The organism is Streptomyces sp. NPDC029152, assembly GCF_055564355.1.
Genome location: NZ_JBVHWR010000001.1, coordinates 857,184 through 873,978, shown reverse-complemented (window position 1 = coordinate 873,978; position 16,795 = coordinate 857,184). Strand labels below are relative to the sequence as shown.

Sequence of the window (16,795 nt, the reverse complement as noted above, 5' to 3'; positions counted from 1 at the left end):
CACCGCCTGGTGGACGGCGCCGACGCCGCCCGTTACCTGACGGCGGTCAAGGCGATCCTGGAGGCGGGCGAGTTCGAGGTCGAGCTCGGCCTGTAATCCCCCTGCCAGTGGGCCTGTACGGTGCCCCCGCCCGGAGCTTCCCGGGCGGGGGCACCGTCGCGTTCCGGCGGCGGCACGCTGTGTAAGTCTCGTCTCACCTGCGTAAAAGCGCCCCCGTGCGCCCCTCCCGCTCGGCGCGACGGCCGTATTGTCTAAACGTCGAACGCCCCAGGGGGCCGAAAGGGGCCCTTCCCGAAGGAGCTCTCATGACCGCGCCCGTCGTCCACTCGCTGCGCGAACAGATCCGCGAGCACATCCTGGAAGGGATCATCAGCGGACGCTGGCAGCCGGGCGAGCGGATCGTGGAGCGGCGGATCGCCACCGAGCTGGAGGTCAGCCAGACCCCGGTGCGGGAGGCGCTGCGCGAGCTGGAGTCGCTGCGGCTGATCGAGTCGGCGCCGAACAAGGGCGTGCGGGTGCGCAACCTGACCGCCGCCGACCTGGAGGAGAGCTACCCGGTCCGGGCGGGCCTGGAGGCCATCGCGGCGGAGCTGGCGGCGGAGCGGCTCGCCGAGGACTGCTCGGTCCTGGAACCGCACGTGGCCGCGCTCTACGAGGCCGACCGGGTGGCCGACGGGACGGCCCAGGTGCGGCACACGGTGGGCTTCCACCGGGAGCTGGTGCGGGCGGCCGGCAACTCGGTGCTGCTGCACACGTGGGAGGGGCTGGGCATCGAGGTGTTCACGGCGCTGTCGATACGGTGGCTGGGGACGGTGCAGCAGTCGTACGCGGAGGAGCACGAGGAGCTGGTCGCGGCGTTCCGTCGCCGTGACCCGCGGATTCCCGAGCTGGTCAAGGCGCACGTCCTGGGCTGCGCCCCGCGGGCCTAGTCCCCCGCCGCCCCTCCCCTCCCCGGCCCCAAGGGCCGCGATCGGGGCGCGGGGAACCGCGCGGTCGGCCACGACGCACCGGCAGCCGCCGGACGACCGGACCACCCGAGCCTCCCCGCGCTCACCTGCACAAACACCCGTCAGAACAGTCACCCGGTGCCACCGCCGGAGGCACCCCGTGCCGACTTTCTCGGGATCGAGAGGTTTTGGCCCTCAACCCTTTGATCGATCATCGATCAGGGAGTTACAGTCACCGACGGGCTTGCATCCAAGCTCCAGCCCTGTCCTGCCAAAGACCTAGGGCACCCCCGAACCCTTGACTTGAGGGAACCCCCTTCGACTGAGGAAGGCGGCGACATGACCGACCCCAACGCCATCCAGCCGAGCGAGCTCGACCAGCTCCCGGACCGCGACCCCGAGGAGACCGCCGAGTGGCAGGCCTCCCTGGACGCCGTCACCAAGGCGGCCGGGCCGCACCGTGCCGCGTACCTGATGCGCCGCACACTGGAGCGCGCCGAGGGCGCCGGCATCGCCCTGCCGAAGCTCCTCGAGACGGACTACGTCAACTCCATCCCGACCGCCGACGAACCCGCGGTCGACGGTGACGAGGAGATGGAGCAGCGGATCACCGCCTGGAACCGCTGGAACGCGGCGGCGATGGTGACCCGTGGCAGCAAGTACGGCGTCGGCGGCCACATCGCCACCTTCGCCTCCGCTGCCTGGCTGTACGAGACCGGCTTCAACCACTTCTTCAAGGGCAAGGAGGCGGACGGCTCCGGCGACCAGCTCTACGTCCAGGGCCACGCCTCCCCCGGCATCTACGCCCGCGCCTTCCTCGACGGCCGGCTGAGCGAGGAGCAGCTCGACAACTTCCGCCGCGAGGCCGGCGGCAACGGACTGCCGTCCTACCCGCACCCGCGGCGCCTGCCCTGGCTGTGGGAGTTCCCCACCGTCTCCATGGGCCTCGGCCCGATCTCCGCGATCTACCAGGCGCGGTTCAACCGCTACCTGACCAGCCGCGGCATCAAGGACCTGACGAACTCCCACGTGTGGGCGTTCCTCGGCGACGGCGAGATGGACGAGCCGGAGTCCACCACCGCGCTCACCCTCGCCTCCCGCGAGGGCCTGGACAACCTGACCTTCGTCATCAACTGCAACCTGCAGCGCCTCGACGGTCCGGTCCGCGCCAACTTCAAGATCGTGCAGGAGCTGGAGGCCCAGTTCCGCGGCGCCGGCTGGAACGTGATCAAGTCGCTGTGGGGCACGGCCTGGGACGAGCTGTTCCAGCTCGACACCACCGGCGCGCTCGTACGCCGGCTGCGCGAGGTACCCGACGCGCAGGTGCAGACGTACCAGACGCGCGACGCCGCCTACATCCGCGAGGACTTCTTCGGCAAGGACCCGGCGCTCGTCGAGATGGCGAAGCTGCTGAGCGACGACAAGATCCTCGAGTGCTTCCACTACTCGCGCGGCGGCCACGAGTCCCGCAAGGTCTACGCCGCGTACCGGGCCGCGCTCGCCCACAAGGGCGCGCCGACCGTGATCCTGGCCCAGACGGTCAAGGGCCACACCCTCGGCGCCGGCTTCGCGTCCAAGAACGCCAACCACCAGATGAAGAAGCTCTCGGTGGACGAGTTCAAGGACATGCGCGACCTGCTCGGCCTGCCGATCAAGGACAGCGACTTCGTCGACGGCGTGGTCCCCTACGGCCACCCGGGCGCCGACTCCCCCGAGGTCCGCTACCTCCAGGAGCGCCGCGCCGCCCTCGGCGGTCCGGCCCCGGCCCGCCGCGTGCACCCGCTGGCGCCGCTGCCCGCGCCCGCCGACAAGGCGTTCGCGGCCTTCGACAAGGGCTCCGGCACGCAGAGCGTGGCCACCACCATGGCCTTCGTCCGCCTGGTCAAGGACCTGGTCCGCGACAAGGAGACCGGCAAGCGCTGGGTGCCGATCGTCCCCGACGAGGCGCGCACCTTCGGCATGGAGTCGCTCTTCCCGTCACTGGGCATCTACTCGCCCAAGGGCCAGACGTACGAGCCGGTCGACCGCGACCAGCTGATGTACTACAAGGAGGCCAAGAACGGCCAGATCCTCAACGAGGGGATCACCGAGGCCGGCTCGATGGCCGACTTCATCGCCGCTTCGACGTCGTACGCGACGCACGGCGAGGCGATGATCCCGTTCTACATCTTCTACTCGATGTTCGGCTGGCAGCGCACGGCCGACCAGATGTGGCAGCTCGGCGACCAGCTCGGCCGCGGCTTCCTGGTCGGCGCGACGGCCGGCCGGACCACGCTGACCGGTGAGGGCCTCCAGCACGCGGACGGCCACTCCCCCGCGATCGCGGCGACCAACCCGGCCGCCCTGACGTACGACCCGGCGTTCGCGTACGAGATCGCGACGATCGTCAAGGACGGTCTGCGCCGCATGTACGGCGAGACGGCCCCGGGCGAGGACCCGAACGTCTTCTACTACCTGACCGTCTACAACGAGCCGATGCCGCAGCCGGCCAAGCCGTCCGGCGCCGGTGTGGACGAGGGCATCGTCAAGGGCCTGTACCGCTTCAACACGGCGGAGTCGGCGGGTCTGACCCCGACGGCGAACGCCCCCCGGATCCAGCTCCTGGGCTCCGGCACGGCGATCCACTGGACGCTGAAGGCGCAGAAGATGCTCGCCGAGGAGTGGGGCGTGGCCGCCGACGTGTGGTCCGCGACCTCCTGGACCGAGCTGCGCCGGGACGCGCTGGAGGCCGACGCGGCGCTGCTGCGCGGCGAGGAGCGGGTGCCGTACGTCCGTCAGGCGCTCCAGGGCGCCGAGGGCCCGGTGCTGGCCGTCTCCGACTACATGCGCCAGGTCCCGGACCAGATCGCGCAGTGGGTCGAGCAGGACTGGTCCTCGCTGGGTGCCGACGGCTTCGGTCTGTCGGACACCCGTGAGGCCGCCCGCCGTCACTTCGGCGTCGACGCCGAGTCCATCGTGGTCGCGGCCCTGGCCCAGCTCGCCAAGCGCGGCGAGGTCCAGGCGACGGCCGTGAAGGAGGCGCGCGAGCGCTACGGTCTGTGAGGCTCTGACCTGTGAGGAGGCCCCCGCTCCGGCGGGGGCCTCCTGCATGATGGGGGCATGCGCGCTGCCCGCCTCATCAAGATGGTGCTGCTGCTCCAGTCCTGCCCGTCGATGACCGCCGCCGAGCTGGCCCGGGAGCTGGAGGTGTCGGAGCGGACCGTGACGCGGGACGCGCAGGCGCTGTCGGAGGCGGGCGTGCCGGTGTACGCGGAGCGGGGCCGGGGCGGGGGGTACCGGCTGATCGACGGCTACCGGACGCGGCTGACGGGGCTGGCCCGGTCCGAGGCGGAGGCGCTGTTCCTGTCCGGGGTGCCGGGGGCGCTGCGCGAGATGGGGCTCCAGGACGCGGCGTCGGCGGCCCGGCTGAAGGTGTCGGCCGCGCTGCTGCCCTCGCTGCGGGACGCCTCCCGCACGGCGGCGCAGCGGTTCCACCTGGACGCGCCGAACTGGTTCCGGGAGCCGGTGACGCCCGAGCTGCTGCCCGCGGTCGCGGACGCGGTCTGGGACGACCGGCGGCTCGCCGCGCGCTACCGGCGCGGGGAGGAGGAGGTGCTCCGGGAGCTGGAGCCGTACGGCCTCGTGCTGAAGGCGGGCGTCTGGTACCTGTGCGCGCGGGTGCCGGACGGCGGCTCGTTCCGGGTGTACCGGATCGACCGGTTCACGGCGGTGGAGCCCGGCGGGGAGCGGTTCGCGCGGGACCGGGAGTTCGACCTGCCCGCGTTCTGGGCGGAGCGGGCCGAGCAGTTCGCGCGCTCGATCCTGCGCGCCGAGGTCGTGGTGCGGCTGTCCGCGCGGGGGCTGCGCGCGCTGCCGCACGCCGTCGAGCCGCTGGCCGCCCGTCAGGCCCTGGAGACCGCCGGCGCGCCGGACGCGGACGGGTGGGTGACGGTGACCCTGCCGGTGGAGTCCGAGGAGGTCGCCCACGACCAGCTGAGGGCGCTCGGACCGGAGGCGGAGGTGCTGGCGCCCGGGGAACTGCGCGAACGCTTCGCCCGGGACGCCCGGCGGCTCGCCGCGCTGTACGGGGACGGGACCTGACCGGCCCGGCGCCCCACCGGGACACGACGATCCGCTCCGTTCCGCGTGCATCGCCCCCCTCCAGGGCCGATGCTGGAGCCGTGATGGACGAGACGGAGTTCTGGGAACTGATCGACACCGCCCGGCGGGGCGCCGGCGGTGATCCCGAGGACCAGGCCGACCTGCTTCTGGAGCGGCTCCTCGAGATGGACCCGGACCTCGTCCTGGACTTCGCCCGCCACTTCGAGGCCCGCTACAACCGGGCCTGCACGTGGGACCTGTGGGGTGCCGCGTGGGTGCTGCTCGGCGGAGCGAGCGACGACGCCTTCGACTACTTCCGGTGCTGGCTGATCGGCCAGGGCCGCGAGGTGTACGAGGGCGCGGTGCACGACCCCGACTCGCTCGCCGAGCTGCTGGACGACTTCGACGAGGAGCTGGACGGCGACGGGGAGGAGCTGGGCTACGCGGCCGACGAGGCCTACGAGCAGCTCACCGGCACCGTCGCCCCCGACCTCGGCATCGCTCCCGCGCCCGCGGAACCGCTGGGCACCCCGATCGACCTGGAGGACGACCGGGCCGTCGCCGAGCGGCTCCCGAGGCTGTGGGAACGCTTCCGGGAGCGCTGAGGCGCCCCGCCGTCCGGGCGGTGCGGCGGCCGGCCGTCCGGGCGGTGCGGCGGCCGGCCGTCCGGGTACGGCCGGGTCAGCCGGTCCGGCCCTGGAGGCGGGCGGCGAGGTCCCTGATGTGCGGGAGGCGGGCGGCGAGGGCCTCGCCCGGGCAGCTGGTCTCGTAGCCGTCCCCGTGCCCCGCGACGGCGGGCAGGGTGGCGGCGCTGCCGGCGGCGTACCGGCTGAGGCCGTTGCTGGAGACCAGGCGGACCGTCCCGCGCGGGTCGGTGCCGGCCGGGCCCAGTTTCCAGGCGGCCAGCGCGGCGATCGCGTCGGTCAGCGCGTCCGGCACGGGGACGCCCGCGGTGAAGGTGCCGAGGGCGGCGATGCCGGTGGTGCGGTGGTTGAAGCCCTGGGTGTGGGCGCCGGTGACGGGCCGGTCGACGCCGCCGGCGCGGCCCTCGTAGACGGTGCCGCAGCGGTCGACGACGAAGTTGTAGCCGATGTCGTCCCAGTCCCGGGCGCCGGTCTGGCCCGTGTAGATCCCGCGGAGGACGGCCGGCGCGTCGGCGCAGTCGTAGTCGTTCGGCGTGTCGGTGTGGTGGACGAAGACGGCGCGGACCTCGTCGTCGTAGCGCGGGGCCGGCTGGGCGCGGGCGTCGTCGCCCAGCCAGACCGAGCGGGGCACGACGGGCGGCCGCGGTGCGGTGTGCCGGTGGGCGGCGCCGGGGGTGGCCGAGCGGGCGTCCGGCTCGGCGGCCCGTTCCCCGTCGCCCGCGCACAGCGTCAGCGCCACGAGGACGGCGAGGCCGGGCAGGCAGCCGGGCAGCGCCCGGGCCGGGGCCGGCACGCGGCCCGCACGCCGTTCCCGCGGACCGCGCGGACCTCGGAAGACACGCATGGTCCCACTGTCCGGCGGATCCGGTCCGGCCGCGACGCGAGCCGTGCCGGCCGGCGGGTCCGCCCCGCACCGCCGGTCCTCAGTGCAGCGGCCGTCCCATCAGCACGTCGTCGGCGTAGCGGCCGTCGAGGAGGAACTCCTCCGGCTGGACGCCCTCGACGGTGAAGCCCTCGGACTCGTAGAGCCTGCGGGCCGCGGTGTTGTGGCCGAGGACCCGCAGGGTGATGCGGCGGGCGCCCAGGCGGCGGGCCTCCTCGACGGCGGCGCGGACGAGGGCCCGGCCGACGCCGTTGCCGCGGGCCGCGTCGGCGACGGCGAGGCCGCGGATCTGGCGTACGTGGCTGTTGGAGGCCAGGGGCGTGGGGAAGCCGAGGCGGACGTAGCCGACGAGGGTGCCGTCGAGCTCGGCGACGAGGTGGTCGGCGGGGCCCGCGTGCTCCCGGAAGAAGGGTTCGTCCGGCCCCGGCGGGGGCGAGACGGCGTGCTGGTACGACCAGGCCGTGCGGTCGAGCAGGCGCAGCGGCCGCTCGTCCCCGGACCGGGCACGGCGTATGTGCGGAACTGGCATGGCGGTCACTGTACGGCGCGTGTCCGCGGTGCGGTCCGCGGTTCTCCGGTGGATCCGGGCAGGATGGGCGCATGGATTCGGAACGTTCCCGTATCGCGGTGGCCGGCGCGTCCGGCCTCATCGGCAGCGCACTGGTGCGGTCCCTGGCCGCGGACGGCCACGAGGTGGTGCGCCTGGTGCGCCGCGCCCCGGTGGGCGCGGACGAGGTCCGGTGGGACCCCGCCGCCGGACGTGTGGACGCGGCCGGGCTCGAGGGGTGCGACGCCGTGGTCAACCTGGCCGGGGCGGGGGTGGGCGACCACCGCTGGAGCGAGGCGTACAAGGCGCGCATCCGTGACAGCCGGGTGCGGGGCACGAGGGCGCTCGCCGAGGCCGTCGCCTCGCTGGAGCGGCCGGTGCGGGTCTTCGTGAACGGCAGCGCGATCGGCTTCTACGGGGAGACCGGCGGGCGGCCCGTCGACGAGAGCGCGCCCGCGGGCGAGGGCTTCCTGCCCTCGGTGTGCGTGGAGTGGGAGGGCGCGGCGGCGCCCGCCCGGGACGCGGGCGTGCGGACGGTGTTCGCCCGGACCGGGCTGGTCGTCGCCCGGCACGGCGGGGCCTGGGGGCGGCTCTTCCCGCTCTTCCGGGCGGGGCTCGGCGGGCGGCTGGGCGACGGGTCGCAGTACTGGTCATTCGTGGCGCTGCACGACGAGGTGGCGGCGCTCCGGCACCTCCTGGACCGGGACGACCTGTCCGGGCCCTTCAACCTCACCGCCCCGCACCCGCGGACGAACCGGGAGATCACCGAGGCGATGGGGCGGGTGCTGCGCCGGCCGACGCCGTTCGCCGTGCCCGCGCCGGTGCTGCGGGCCGTGCTCGGGGAGATGTCCGGCGACGTCCTGGGCAGTGCCCGCGTGCTGCCGGCCCGCCTCCTGGAGTCGGGGTTCCGCTTCGCGTTCCCGGAGATCGACGGGGCGATCCGGGCGGCGCTGTGAGGCGGGATCCGGCCCGGCCCCCCTCGTGACCGTTCGGGACCGGACGACGCCCTCATGCGACCGTCGTGCGACCGTGCCCTGCCCCCGTGCGACTCCCGATGACCGGTCCCGGCCCTAATCTCGACATGAACTCGGGTATCCCTCAAGCCGGTTGGGGGCATGACGTCTCCAGCGGCCGCGCAACCTCGAGGAGGGGCACGTGCTTGAGCCCGCGTACCAGGCGGACGTCGTCGTCGTGGGGGCCGGGATCTCCGGACTCGCCGCGGCGCATCGGCTGACCAGCGCAGGAGTGACGACCACGGTCCTGGAGGCCGCCCACGGCGTGGGCGGCCGGATGGCGACCGAGAAGGTCGACGGATTCCGGCTCGACAGAATCGGACAGCTGCTCTCCACGGCGTACCCCGAGCTGCGCCTCACCCCCGAGCTGGACGGCCTCGCGCTGCTGCCGTTCGCGCCCGGGGTGCTGCTGCACAGCGAGGGACGCCACCACCGCGCGGGTGCCCCGGCCGGCGCCCGGGGCGCACGGGGCGCACTCCATACGGTGCGTGCCCTGGCGAGCGCCCCCCGGCCGGTTTCCGCGCCCCGGGTGCCGGGAAGGCCCGTACCCGCTCCCCGGCCGCGGACGGGCGCCCCGCTGGGCACCGCCGTCGACCAGGCACGGCTCGGCGCCGCGCTGACCCGCCTCGCGGGCACCCCGGTCGAACGGCTGCTGGCCCGCCCGGAGCTGCCCGCCGCCCAGGCGCTGGCGGCCCGCGGGCTGCCGGCCCGCACGATCGACGGCTTCCTGCGGCCGCTGCTCGCCGCCCTGCTGCACGACCCGGACCTCACCACCTCCAGCCGGTGCGCCGACCTCGCGCTGCGCGCCTTCGCGAGCGGGCGGCCGGTGCTGCCCGCGGGCGGTGCGGAGACCGTGCCGGAGCTGCTGGCGCGGACGCTGCCGCCGGGCACCGTGCGCACCGGCGTCCGGGTCACCTCGGTCGCCACCAACGCGGTGACCACCGCCGAGCACGGCGTCGTCCGCTGCCGGGCCGTCCTGGTGGCGACCGACGCCCGCGCCGCCGCCGAGCTGCTGCCGGGCCTGCGGGTGCCGGACTTCCACCCGGTGACGGTGGTGCACCACACGACCGACGAGCCCCCGGCGACCGGCGCGTCCCTGCTGCTCGACGCGGACCGCGGCGGGCCGGTCGCCCACACGGCGGTGGTCAGCCACGTGGACCCGTCGCGCGCGCCGGCCGGCCGCGCCCTGGTCTCGTCGACGGTCCTCGGTCCCGTCCCGTCCGACGTCGACACCGCCGTGCGCATCCACCTGGCCCGCCTCTACGGCACGTCGACCGGCCGCTGGGAGACCCTGGCCGTGCACCACACGGCCGAGGCGGTGCCCGCCATGCGCCCGCCGCACGACCCGCACCGGCCGGTGCGGCTGCTGGCGGGCCTGTACGTGTGCGGCGACCACCGCGACACCAGTACCGTCCAGGGCGCGCTGTACTCGGCCCACCGGGCGTCGGCGGCGATCCTGACGGATCTGGGCGCGGGCCGGCCGATGCACACGGCCGAGCCCCTGCCCACGGCGCGGGCCGCCTAGGACCCGTCACCCCAGGGCCGCCACCTTGTCCCGGTAGCCCCGCACGGGTGCCGCGTCCCGGTACGGCTCCAGGCGCCGCTCGAAGTCGCGCACGTACTCCGTCGCCCGCACCGACCGCATCTCGGCCGCCTGCCCGGCCGCCTCGGCGGCCAGCCGGCAGGCCTGGTCGAGCTCGCCCAGGCCGAGGCGGGCGGTGGCGAGGACGACCCGGCAGAACAGCCGGCTGCGGGCGTAGGCGGGGGCGCGCAGCTGGAGGGAGCGTTCCGCGTGCTGGGCGGCGGCGCGGTACTGCTGGAGGTCGCGGTGGCAGTGCCCGAACTCGTCGGCGAGCTGGGCCTCGTCGAAGAAGCGCGCCCAGTGCGGCACCTCGTCCCCGGGCCGGGCGGCCTCCAGGGCGCGCTCGGCCCGCGCCAGGGAGGCGGTGCAGGCCCGCACCTCGCCGAGGACGCCGTGCGCCCGCGCCTCGGCGGCGTGCAGCAGCGTCTGCACGACCGGCGGCGCGGAGGTGCCGATGCCCTGCTGGGCGACGCGCGCGAGCTGCACGGCCTCGCGGCCGTGGCCGAGGTAGACGGCCTGGCGGCTCATGGTGACCAGCACGTACGAGCCGAACGCCCGGTCGCCGGCCGCCTGGGCCAGCCGCAGCGCCTGCACGAAGTACCGCTGGGCGAGGCCGTGCGCGGCGATGTCGTACGACGTCCAGCCCGCGAGCCGGGTCAGGTCGGCGGCGGCGGCGAACAGCCGGCGGCCGGTCTGCTCGTTGTAGGTGCCGCGCAGCATCGGCTCCAGCTCGTGCTCCAGGTAGCGCACGAGGGCCTGGCGGGCGTGGCCGCCGCCGTACCGGTCGTCCAGGCTGCGGAACAGCTCGCCCACCGAGCGCAGCGCGGCGAGGTCGCCGCCGGTGACCTTCTGGCCGGGCCCGCGGTCGGCCGGTGCCCGCCGGCGCGAGGGGGCGGGCGGCACCGGACCGCCGGGGAACGCCGGACGGCCCTGCGCGGGGATGCGGACGGGCACCTCGGAGCGGGCCACCTTCTCGTCGGCGCGGCCGATCAGCCAGTCCCGGCTGGGCACGACCAGGCCGGCCGGGGTGAAGGCGATCTTGCGCAGCTCGGCGTGGCTGCCGGAGTCCTTGCGCCACAGCCCGCCGACGATGTCGACCGCCTCCTCCGGGGTGGCGGCGAACTCCAGGCCCGCGTAGACGGGGGCGCAGGCGTCCAGGCCGAGGTCCTGGGCGGTGAGGCGGCGGCCCAGGCGCCGGGTGAAGACCTCGGCGATCAGGGCGGGGGTGGTGCCGCGCGGCTGCTGGCCGCGCAGCCACCGGGTGACGGAGGTCTTGTCGTATCTCAGGTCCAGGCCGTGTTCGAGTCCGAGCTGGTCGACGCGACGCGCGAGACCCGCGTTGGAGAACCCCGCTTCGGCGATGAGCGCGGCGAGCTGACGGTTGGGGGTGCGCTGCGCGGGTCGTTCCGTCATGGTGCGGTGCGGTCTCCTGCCTTCCGGGCCCCTCGATGTGCCCGGAGCGCCTGTGAGCAGCCCATATGGCCTCGTGAACGGCGCGAATGTAGCGGAGAGTGAGCGCCTGGTCGCACACTTCCCCGGCCTTTCATCCGATCGTGTGAGGAATCCCTGCCGAGCTGACGGGCGACGGCCCCCCGACGGAGGTCCGGCGGCCGGTCGTACAGTGGCGTGGGCACGGTTCGTGCCTTACGACCTTCCAGGGAGGCTCTTGCCGTGAGTGAGCTCCGGTTCATCCGCATGGGGTTCGGTGCCGACCGCGTCGAGTACCAGGAGGCGTGGGACGAGCAGCGCCGGGTGCACGCCGCGCGGTTCGCCGACGAGGTCCCCGACACCGTGCTGCTCCTCGAACACCCGCCGGTCTACACCGCCGGCCGGCGCACCGCGGACGAGGAGCGGCCTCTCGACGGCACGCCGGTCATCGACGTGGACCGCGGCGGCAAGATCACCTGGCACGGGCCGGGCCAGCTGGTCGGCTACCCGATCCAGAAGCTCCCGCGCCCGGTCGACGTCGTCGCGCACGTGCGGCGGCTGGAGGAGGCCCTGATCCGCACCTGCGCGGAGTTCGGCGTCGAGACCACCCGGGTCGAGGGCCGCAGCGGGGTCTGGGTCCTCGGCGACCCGGTGGAGAAGCGCCCGGCGCTCGGCGGCCTCTCCCTGGACTTCGACCCGCGTCTGACCGACGAGGAGTTCGACCCCCGCCTCAACGGGCCGGAGTACGCCCCGTCCAACGCGGGCCAGCGCCGCGAGGACCGCAAGATCGCCGCGATCGGCATCCGGGTGGCGAAGGGCGTCACCATGCACGGCTTCTCGTTCAACGTGAACCCGGACAACACGTGGTTCGACAGGATCATCCCGTGCGGCATCCGCGACGCGGGCGTCGCCTCCCTGGCGAACGAACTCGGCCGCGACGTCACGATCGAGGAGGTGCTGCCGGTGGTGGAGCGCCACCTGCGGGACGTCCTGGAGAACGCGGAGCTGAGGCCGAGGGTGATCGAGAAGACGCCCGCGGCATAAATCCGGCCCGGCCGGCGTTCGACGTCGTGGCCGGGCAGGTCTGTCCGCAGGCCCCGGGGCGGCCCCGTCCAGGCCGCCACCGCCGCCGACCACCAAATCAACGGGCGTACCCTGGGGCACGCCGAAGAATCAATCGCTAGGGAGCCGGTCGTGTCCGCAGTCGCACCCGACGGACGCAAGATGCTGCGCCTGGAGGTCCGCAACAGCCAGACCCCCATCGAGCGCAAGCCCGAGTGGATCAAGACCCGGGCGAAAATGGGCCCCGAGTACACGAAGATGCAGAACCTCGTGAAGAGCGAGGGCCTGCACACGGTGTGCCAGGAAGCCGGCTGCCCCAACATCTACGAGTGCTGGGAGGACCGCGAGGCGACCTTCCTCATCGGCGGCGACCAGTGCACGCGGCGCTGCGACTTCTGCCAGATCGACACCGGCAAGCCCGAGGCGCTCGACCGCGACGAGCCGCGCCGGGTGGGCGAGTCCGTGGTCACCATGGACCTGAACTACGCCACCATCACCGGCGTGGCCCGCGACGACCTGCCGGACGGCGGCGCCTGGCTGTACGCCGAGACGGTGCGCCAGATCCACCAGCAGACGGCCGGCCGCCCGGACGGCCGCACCAAGGTCGAGCTGCTGGCCCCCGACTTCAACGCGGTGCCGGAGCTGCTGCGCGAGGTCTTCGACTCCCGCCCCGAGGTCTTCGCGCACAACGTCGAGACGGTCCCGCGGATCTTCAAGCGGATCCGCCCCGGCTTCCGCTACGAGCGCTCCCTGAAGGTCATCACCGACGCCCGCGACTACGGCCTGGTCACCAAGTCGAACCTGATCCTCGGCATGGGCGAGACCCGCGAGGAGGTCAGCGAGGCCCTGAAGCAGCTCCACGAGGCGGGCTGCGAGCTGATCACCATCACGCAGTACCTGCGCCCGTCCGTGCGCCACCACCCCGTGGAGCGCTGGGTCAAGCCGCAGGAGTTCGTGGAGCTGAAGGAGGAGGCCGAGCAGATCGGCTTCTCCGGCGTGATGTCCGGCCCGCTGGTGCGCTCCTCCTACCGCGCCGGGCGGCTGTACCGGATGGCGGTCGAGAAGCGCGACACCGTCGTCGCCGGCCAGGCCGTCTGACCGGACGCCGGCCTCTCCCCGCCCGGCGGGGCACACTCCGTGTGAATTCACGCACAAGAAGCTACTCAACGGTAGTGGCCGATATGCCGCGGCCCCGACCGTCCTCGCAGATGAGGGCACCGGTCGGGGCCGCGGTGTCGTTCCGGGGCCCGGCACCACCGCTTCACGTGCGTTTGACCGGCGGGTCACGCCCTGGTAACACCAATCAGTGACCCTGGAATCACAGCACGTACACCCGCACCCGGACCCGTACCGAGGGGGGACCTCCACGATGCAGGCCGCGCCCGTCCGCGCCACCGCCATCCCGTCGCTCACCGACGCCCTGCGGGCCGTCGAGTCGCTGCTGATGAGCAGCGGCCAGCGCACCGCCCGGCGCAACGCCTGGACCTCCGTGCTGGAGGACCGCCGCCGGGCCAAGGAGCGGATCGAGACCGAGCGGGTCCTGCAGCAGCAGGTCGTCACCCGCAGTCTCTGACCTCCCCCGTTCGGCGGTGCCGGGCACTGCCGTCGTCGGCGCCTCCCGGGACACGTAGACTTCACGGCATGGCGAGGAAGGAACCTGCAGCGGACGCTGCGAACCCCGGGCGACTGAAGCAGATCGCTCTGACCTACAAGATGACCCGCAAGGCCGACAAGAAGATCGGTCTTGTGCTCGCGGGTGTCGGCATCGTCGTCTTCGGTGTCCTCCTCGCGATCGGTTTCTTGATCGGTCACCCCATCTATCTCGGCATCCTGGGCCTGCTGCTCGCCTTCCTCGCGACGGCGATCGTCTTCGGGCGCCGGGCCGAGCGGGCGGCCTTCGGGCAGATGGAGGGCCAGCCGGGCGCCGCCGCGGCCGTGCTGGACAACATCGGCCGGGGCTGGACGACGACCCCCGCGGTGGCGATGAACCGCAACCAGGACGTGGTGCACCGCGCGGTCGGCAAGGCCGGCATCGTGCTGGTCGCCGAGGGCAACCCGAACCGGGTGAAGTCCCTGCTGGCGGCCGAGAAGAAGAAGATGAACCGGATCGTCGCCGACGTGCCCGTCCACGACCTGATCGTGGGCACCGGCGAGGGCCAGGTCGAGCTGAAGAAGCTGCGCACGACCATGCTCAAGCTCCCGCGCGTCCTGACCGGCCCGCAGGTCACCACGACCAACGACCGGCTGCGCGCCCTGGGCGACCTGATGAGCAACATGCCCCTGCCCAAGGGTCCGATGCCCAAGGGCATGCGCATGCCGAAGGGCGGCAACCCCAGGCGCTGAGCCCGGCAGGACCCGGCGTCCGGCCCCTGGACGCGGTACGGCGACGGGGCGTCCGACCCAGCCAGTGCGCGGCCGCCGCCGCGCGGCTCCGGGCGCCCCGTCGCCGTACCCGTCGTCCGTGCAGCCGCAGCCGCAGGGGCGCTAGATCCGGACCTCCACGGTGCGCGCCAACCGGTCGTGCAGTCCCCGGCCGTCCCGGTCCCAGATCAGCGCGGGGACCGCGACGCACAGCAGGACCGACCGCAGCAGCGCGCGCACCGGGCTGACGCGGCCCGTGCTCAGCTCCACCACGCGCAGGCCGAAGAGGCGCTTGCCCGGGGTGAAGCCGACCGTGCCGACGGTCAGGACGCTGAGCACGAAGAAGATCAGCAGCGCCCAGTTGCTCGCGGTCTGGCCGTAGCTGCCCGTGATCAGGCCGTATGCGATCAGGGAGCACAGCGCCCAGTCGACGGCGAGGGCGCCGAGCCTGCGGCCCGGACGGGCGATGGAGCCCGGCCCCTCCTCCGGCAGCCCGAGCTGCTCGCCCCGGTACCCGAGATCGGCGCCGGCCCCTTCGATGGCCGCGCGCGGTCCGGAGAGCCACGATCCGATTGCTTGCCTGTTGTCCACCCGTCCACGGTACTGTGCGCGCCCGCGCCCCAGACAGGGCGGGGCACGGCGAGGCGCCCGGCGGGGTGTGCCGGGGCCGGATGGAGCCTAGGCTGGAGGAGGGCCGGTTAACTTCTGCGAAACAAACGGGTCACGCCCGAGAAATCACCCGTCCCTAGGGTCGAGGCAGCGTGTGCCACCCGCACTGGCGCACGAACGATCTACCACCCCGGCGGGACGGTCGGGAGTAGGAGGAGCTGGATGTTCCAGAACGCCGACGAGGCCAAGAAGTTCATCGCGGACGAGGACGTCAAGTTCGTCGACGTCCGGTTCTGCGACCTGCCGGGCGTCATGCAGCACTTCACGTTGCCCGCCGAGGCGTTCGACCCCGATGACGAGCAGGCCTTCGACGGATCCTCGATCCGCGGCTTCCAGGCCATCCACGAGTCGGACATGTCCCTGCGCCCCGACCTGTCCACCGCGCGCATCGACCCGTTCCGCCGGGACAAGACCCTCAACATCAACTTCTTCATCCACGACCCGATCACGGGCGAGCAGTACTCCCGTGACCCGCGCAACGTGGCGAAGAAGGCCGAGGCCTACCTCGCCTCCACCGGCATCGCCGACACGGCGTACTTCGGCCCCGAGGCGGAGTTCTACGTCTTCGACTCGGTGCGCTTCGCCACCCGGGAGAACGAGGCCTTCTACCACATCGACTCCGAGGCCGGCGCCTGGAACACCGGCGCCCTGGAGGACAACCGCGGCTACAAGGTCCGTTACAAGGGCGGCTACTTCCCGGTCCCGCCGGTCGACCACTTCGCCGACCTGCGCGCCGAGATGTCCCTGGAACTGCAGCGGTCCGGTCTCCAGCTGGAGCGCCTGCACCACGAGGTGGGCACCGCCGGCCAGGCCGAGATCAACTACAAGTTCAACACGCTGCTGGCCGCCGCCGACGACCTCATGCTCTTCAAGTACATCGTGAAGAACGTGGCCTGGCGGAACGGCAAGACGGCGACCTTCATGCCGAAGCCGATCTTCGGTGACAACGGCTCGGGCATGCACGTCCACCAGTCGCTGTGGACCAACGGCGAGCCGCTGTTCTACGACGAGCAGGGCTACGCCGGCCTGTCGGACACCGCCCGCTACTACATCGGCGGCATCCTCAAGCACGCCCCGTCGCTGCTGGCCTTCACCAACCCGACGGTGAACTCCTACCACCGCCTGGTGCCGGGCTTCGAGGCGCCGGTGAACCTGGTGTACTCGCAGCGCAACCGCTCCGCCGCGATGCGCATCCCGATCACGGGCTCGAACCCGAAGGCCAAGCGCGTCGAGTTCCGCGCCCCGGACGCCTCCGGCAACCCGTACCTGGCCTTCTCTGCGCTGCTGCTGGCCGGCCTCGACGGCATCAAGAACAAGATCGAGCCGGCCGAGCCGATCGACAAGGACCTCTACGAGCTGGCCCCCGAGGAGCACGCCAACGTGGCGCAGGTCCCGACCTCCCTCGGCGCCGTCCTCGACCGCCTGGAGGCCGACCACGAGTTCCTGCTCCAGGGCGACGTCTTCACGCCGGACCTGATCGAGACGTGGATCGACTTCAAGCGCGCGAACGAGATCGCCCCGCTGCAGCTGCGTCCGCACCCGCACGAGTTCGAGATGTACTTCGACGTGTGACCGGCAC

Annotated in this window: 15 protein-coding genes; 11 read left to right on the top strand and 4 right to left on the bottom strand. The window is 73.2% G+C overall.

What is annotated here, in order from left to right; all coding sequences use genetic code 11:
- Nucleotides 1-305: 305 nt before the first annotated feature.
- From ACZ4V6_RS03845 to ACZ4V6_RS03830, 4 genes are all read left to right on the top strand, one after another.
- Entirely contained in the window at nt 306-929 is a 624-nt protein-coding gene (locus ACZ4V6_RS03845) for a GntR family transcriptional regulator (protein WP_359406060.1), read from the top strand.
- Between the two features lie 357 nt (nt 930-1,286).
- Nucleotides 1,287-3,989 carry a pyruvate dehydrogenase (acetyl-transferring), homodimeric type gene (gene aceE, locus ACZ4V6_RS03840; RefSeq protein ID WP_467822197.1) on the top strand — a complete coding sequence of 901 codons (2,703 nt, stop codon included), beginning with the start codon at nt 1,287-1,289 and terminating at the stop codon, nt 3,987-3,989.
- Between the two features lie 57 nt (nt 3,990-4,046).
- Nucleotides 4,047-5,027, top strand: coding sequence for a helix-turn-helix transcriptional regulator (locus ACZ4V6_RS03835; RefSeq protein WP_467822195.1), 981 nt, complete (start codon nt 4,047-4,049; stop codon nt 5,025-5,027).
- Nucleotides 5,028-5,110: 83 nt separating this feature from the next.
- Complete coding sequence (locus ACZ4V6_RS03830) at nt 5,111-5,632, top strand: DUF4240 domain-containing protein (protein WP_467822244.1); 522 nt, start codon at nt 5,111-5,113, stop codon at nt 5,630-5,632.
- A 76-nt stretch (nt 5,633-5,708) separates the two neighbouring features.
- Here ACZ4V6_RS03830 and ACZ4V6_RS03825 read toward each other — a convergent pair whose 3' ends face one another.
- Nucleotides 5,709-6,515 (bottom strand): peptidoglycan recognition protein family protein, encoded by an 807-nt coding sequence (locus ACZ4V6_RS03825; protein WP_467822193.1) that lies wholly within the window; start codon nt 6,513-6,515, stop codon nt 5,709-5,711.
- Between the two features lie 79 nt (nt 6,516-6,594).
- Nucleotides 6,595-7,092: a GNAT family N-acetyltransferase gene (locus ACZ4V6_RS03820; RefSeq protein WP_467822191.1), complete on the bottom strand. Its 498-nt coding sequence runs from the start codon at nt 7,090-7,092 to the stop codon at nt 6,595-6,597.
- 62 nt (nt 7,093-7,154) lie between these two features.
- On the opposite strand from ACZ4V6_RS03820, the gene ACZ4V6_RS03815 reads away from it, so the two are divergent.
- Both ACZ4V6_RS03815 and ACZ4V6_RS03810 read left to right on the top strand, forming a co-directional pair.
- Complete coding sequence (locus ACZ4V6_RS03815; protein WP_467822189.1) at nt 7,155-8,057, top strand: TIGR01777 family oxidoreductase; 903 nt, start codon at nt 7,155-7,157, stop codon at nt 8,055-8,057.
- 199 nt (nt 8,058-8,256) lie between these two features.
- Entirely contained in the window at nt 8,257-9,639 is a 1,383-nt protein-coding gene (locus ACZ4V6_RS03810; RefSeq protein WP_467822187.1) for an NAD(P)/FAD-dependent oxidoreductase, read from the top strand.
- Nucleotides 9,640-9,645: 6 nt separating this feature from the next.
- On the opposite strand, the gene ACZ4V6_RS03805 is transcribed toward ACZ4V6_RS03810, so the two are convergent.
- Nucleotides 9,646-11,109: a regulator gene (locus tag ACZ4V6_RS03805; RefSeq protein WP_467822185.1), complete on the bottom strand. Its 1,464-nt coding sequence runs from the start codon at nt 11,107-11,109 to the stop codon at nt 9,646-9,648.
- A gap of 258 nt (nt 11,110-11,367) precedes the next feature.
- On the opposite strand from ACZ4V6_RS03805, the gene lipB reads away from it, so the two are divergent.
- The 4 genes from lipB to ACZ4V6_RS03785 all read left to right on the top strand — a co-directional run bounded on the left by lipB (nt 11,368) and on the right by ACZ4V6_RS03785 (nt 14,529).
- Entirely contained in the window at nt 11,368-12,168 is an 801-nt protein-coding gene (gene lipB, locus ACZ4V6_RS03800; RefSeq protein WP_467822183.1) for a lipoyl(octanoyl) transferase LipB, read from the top strand.
- A 150-nt stretch (nt 12,169-12,318) separates the two neighbouring features.
- Nucleotides 12,319-13,284: a lipoyl synthase gene (lipA, locus tag ACZ4V6_RS03795; protein ID WP_467822182.1), complete on the top strand. Its 966-nt coding sequence runs from the start codon at nt 12,319-12,321 to the stop codon at nt 13,282-13,284.
- 271 nt (nt 13,285-13,555) lie between these two features.
- A complete protein-coding gene (locus ACZ4V6_RS03790; protein ID WP_467822180.1) occupies nt 13,556-13,759 on the top strand; it encodes an SCO2195 family GlnR-regulated protein in 204 nt (67 codons plus the stop codon).
- Between the two features lie 68 nt (nt 13,760-13,827).
- A complete protein-coding gene (locus tag ACZ4V6_RS03785; protein WP_077796111.1) occupies nt 13,828-14,529 on the top strand; it encodes a DUF4191 domain-containing protein in 702 nt (233 codons plus the stop codon).
- A 141-nt stretch (nt 14,530-14,670) separates the two neighbouring features.
- On the opposite strand, the gene ACZ4V6_RS03780 is transcribed toward ACZ4V6_RS03785, so the two are convergent.
- On the bottom strand, nt 14,671-15,138 hold the full coding sequence (locus ACZ4V6_RS03780) for an RDD family protein (RefSeq protein WP_467822178.1): 468 nt from the start codon (nt 15,136-15,138) through the stop codon (nt 14,671-14,673).
- A 240-nt stretch (nt 15,139-15,378) separates the two neighbouring features.
- On the opposite strand from ACZ4V6_RS03780, the gene glnA reads away from it, so the two are divergent.
- Nucleotides 15,379-16,788 (top strand): type I glutamate--ammonia ligase, encoded by a 1,410-nt coding sequence (gene glnA, locus ACZ4V6_RS03775; protein ID WP_467822176.1) that lies wholly within the window; start codon nt 15,379-15,381, stop codon nt 16,786-16,788.
- The last annotated feature ends 7 nt before the right edge of the window (nt 16,789-16,795 follow it).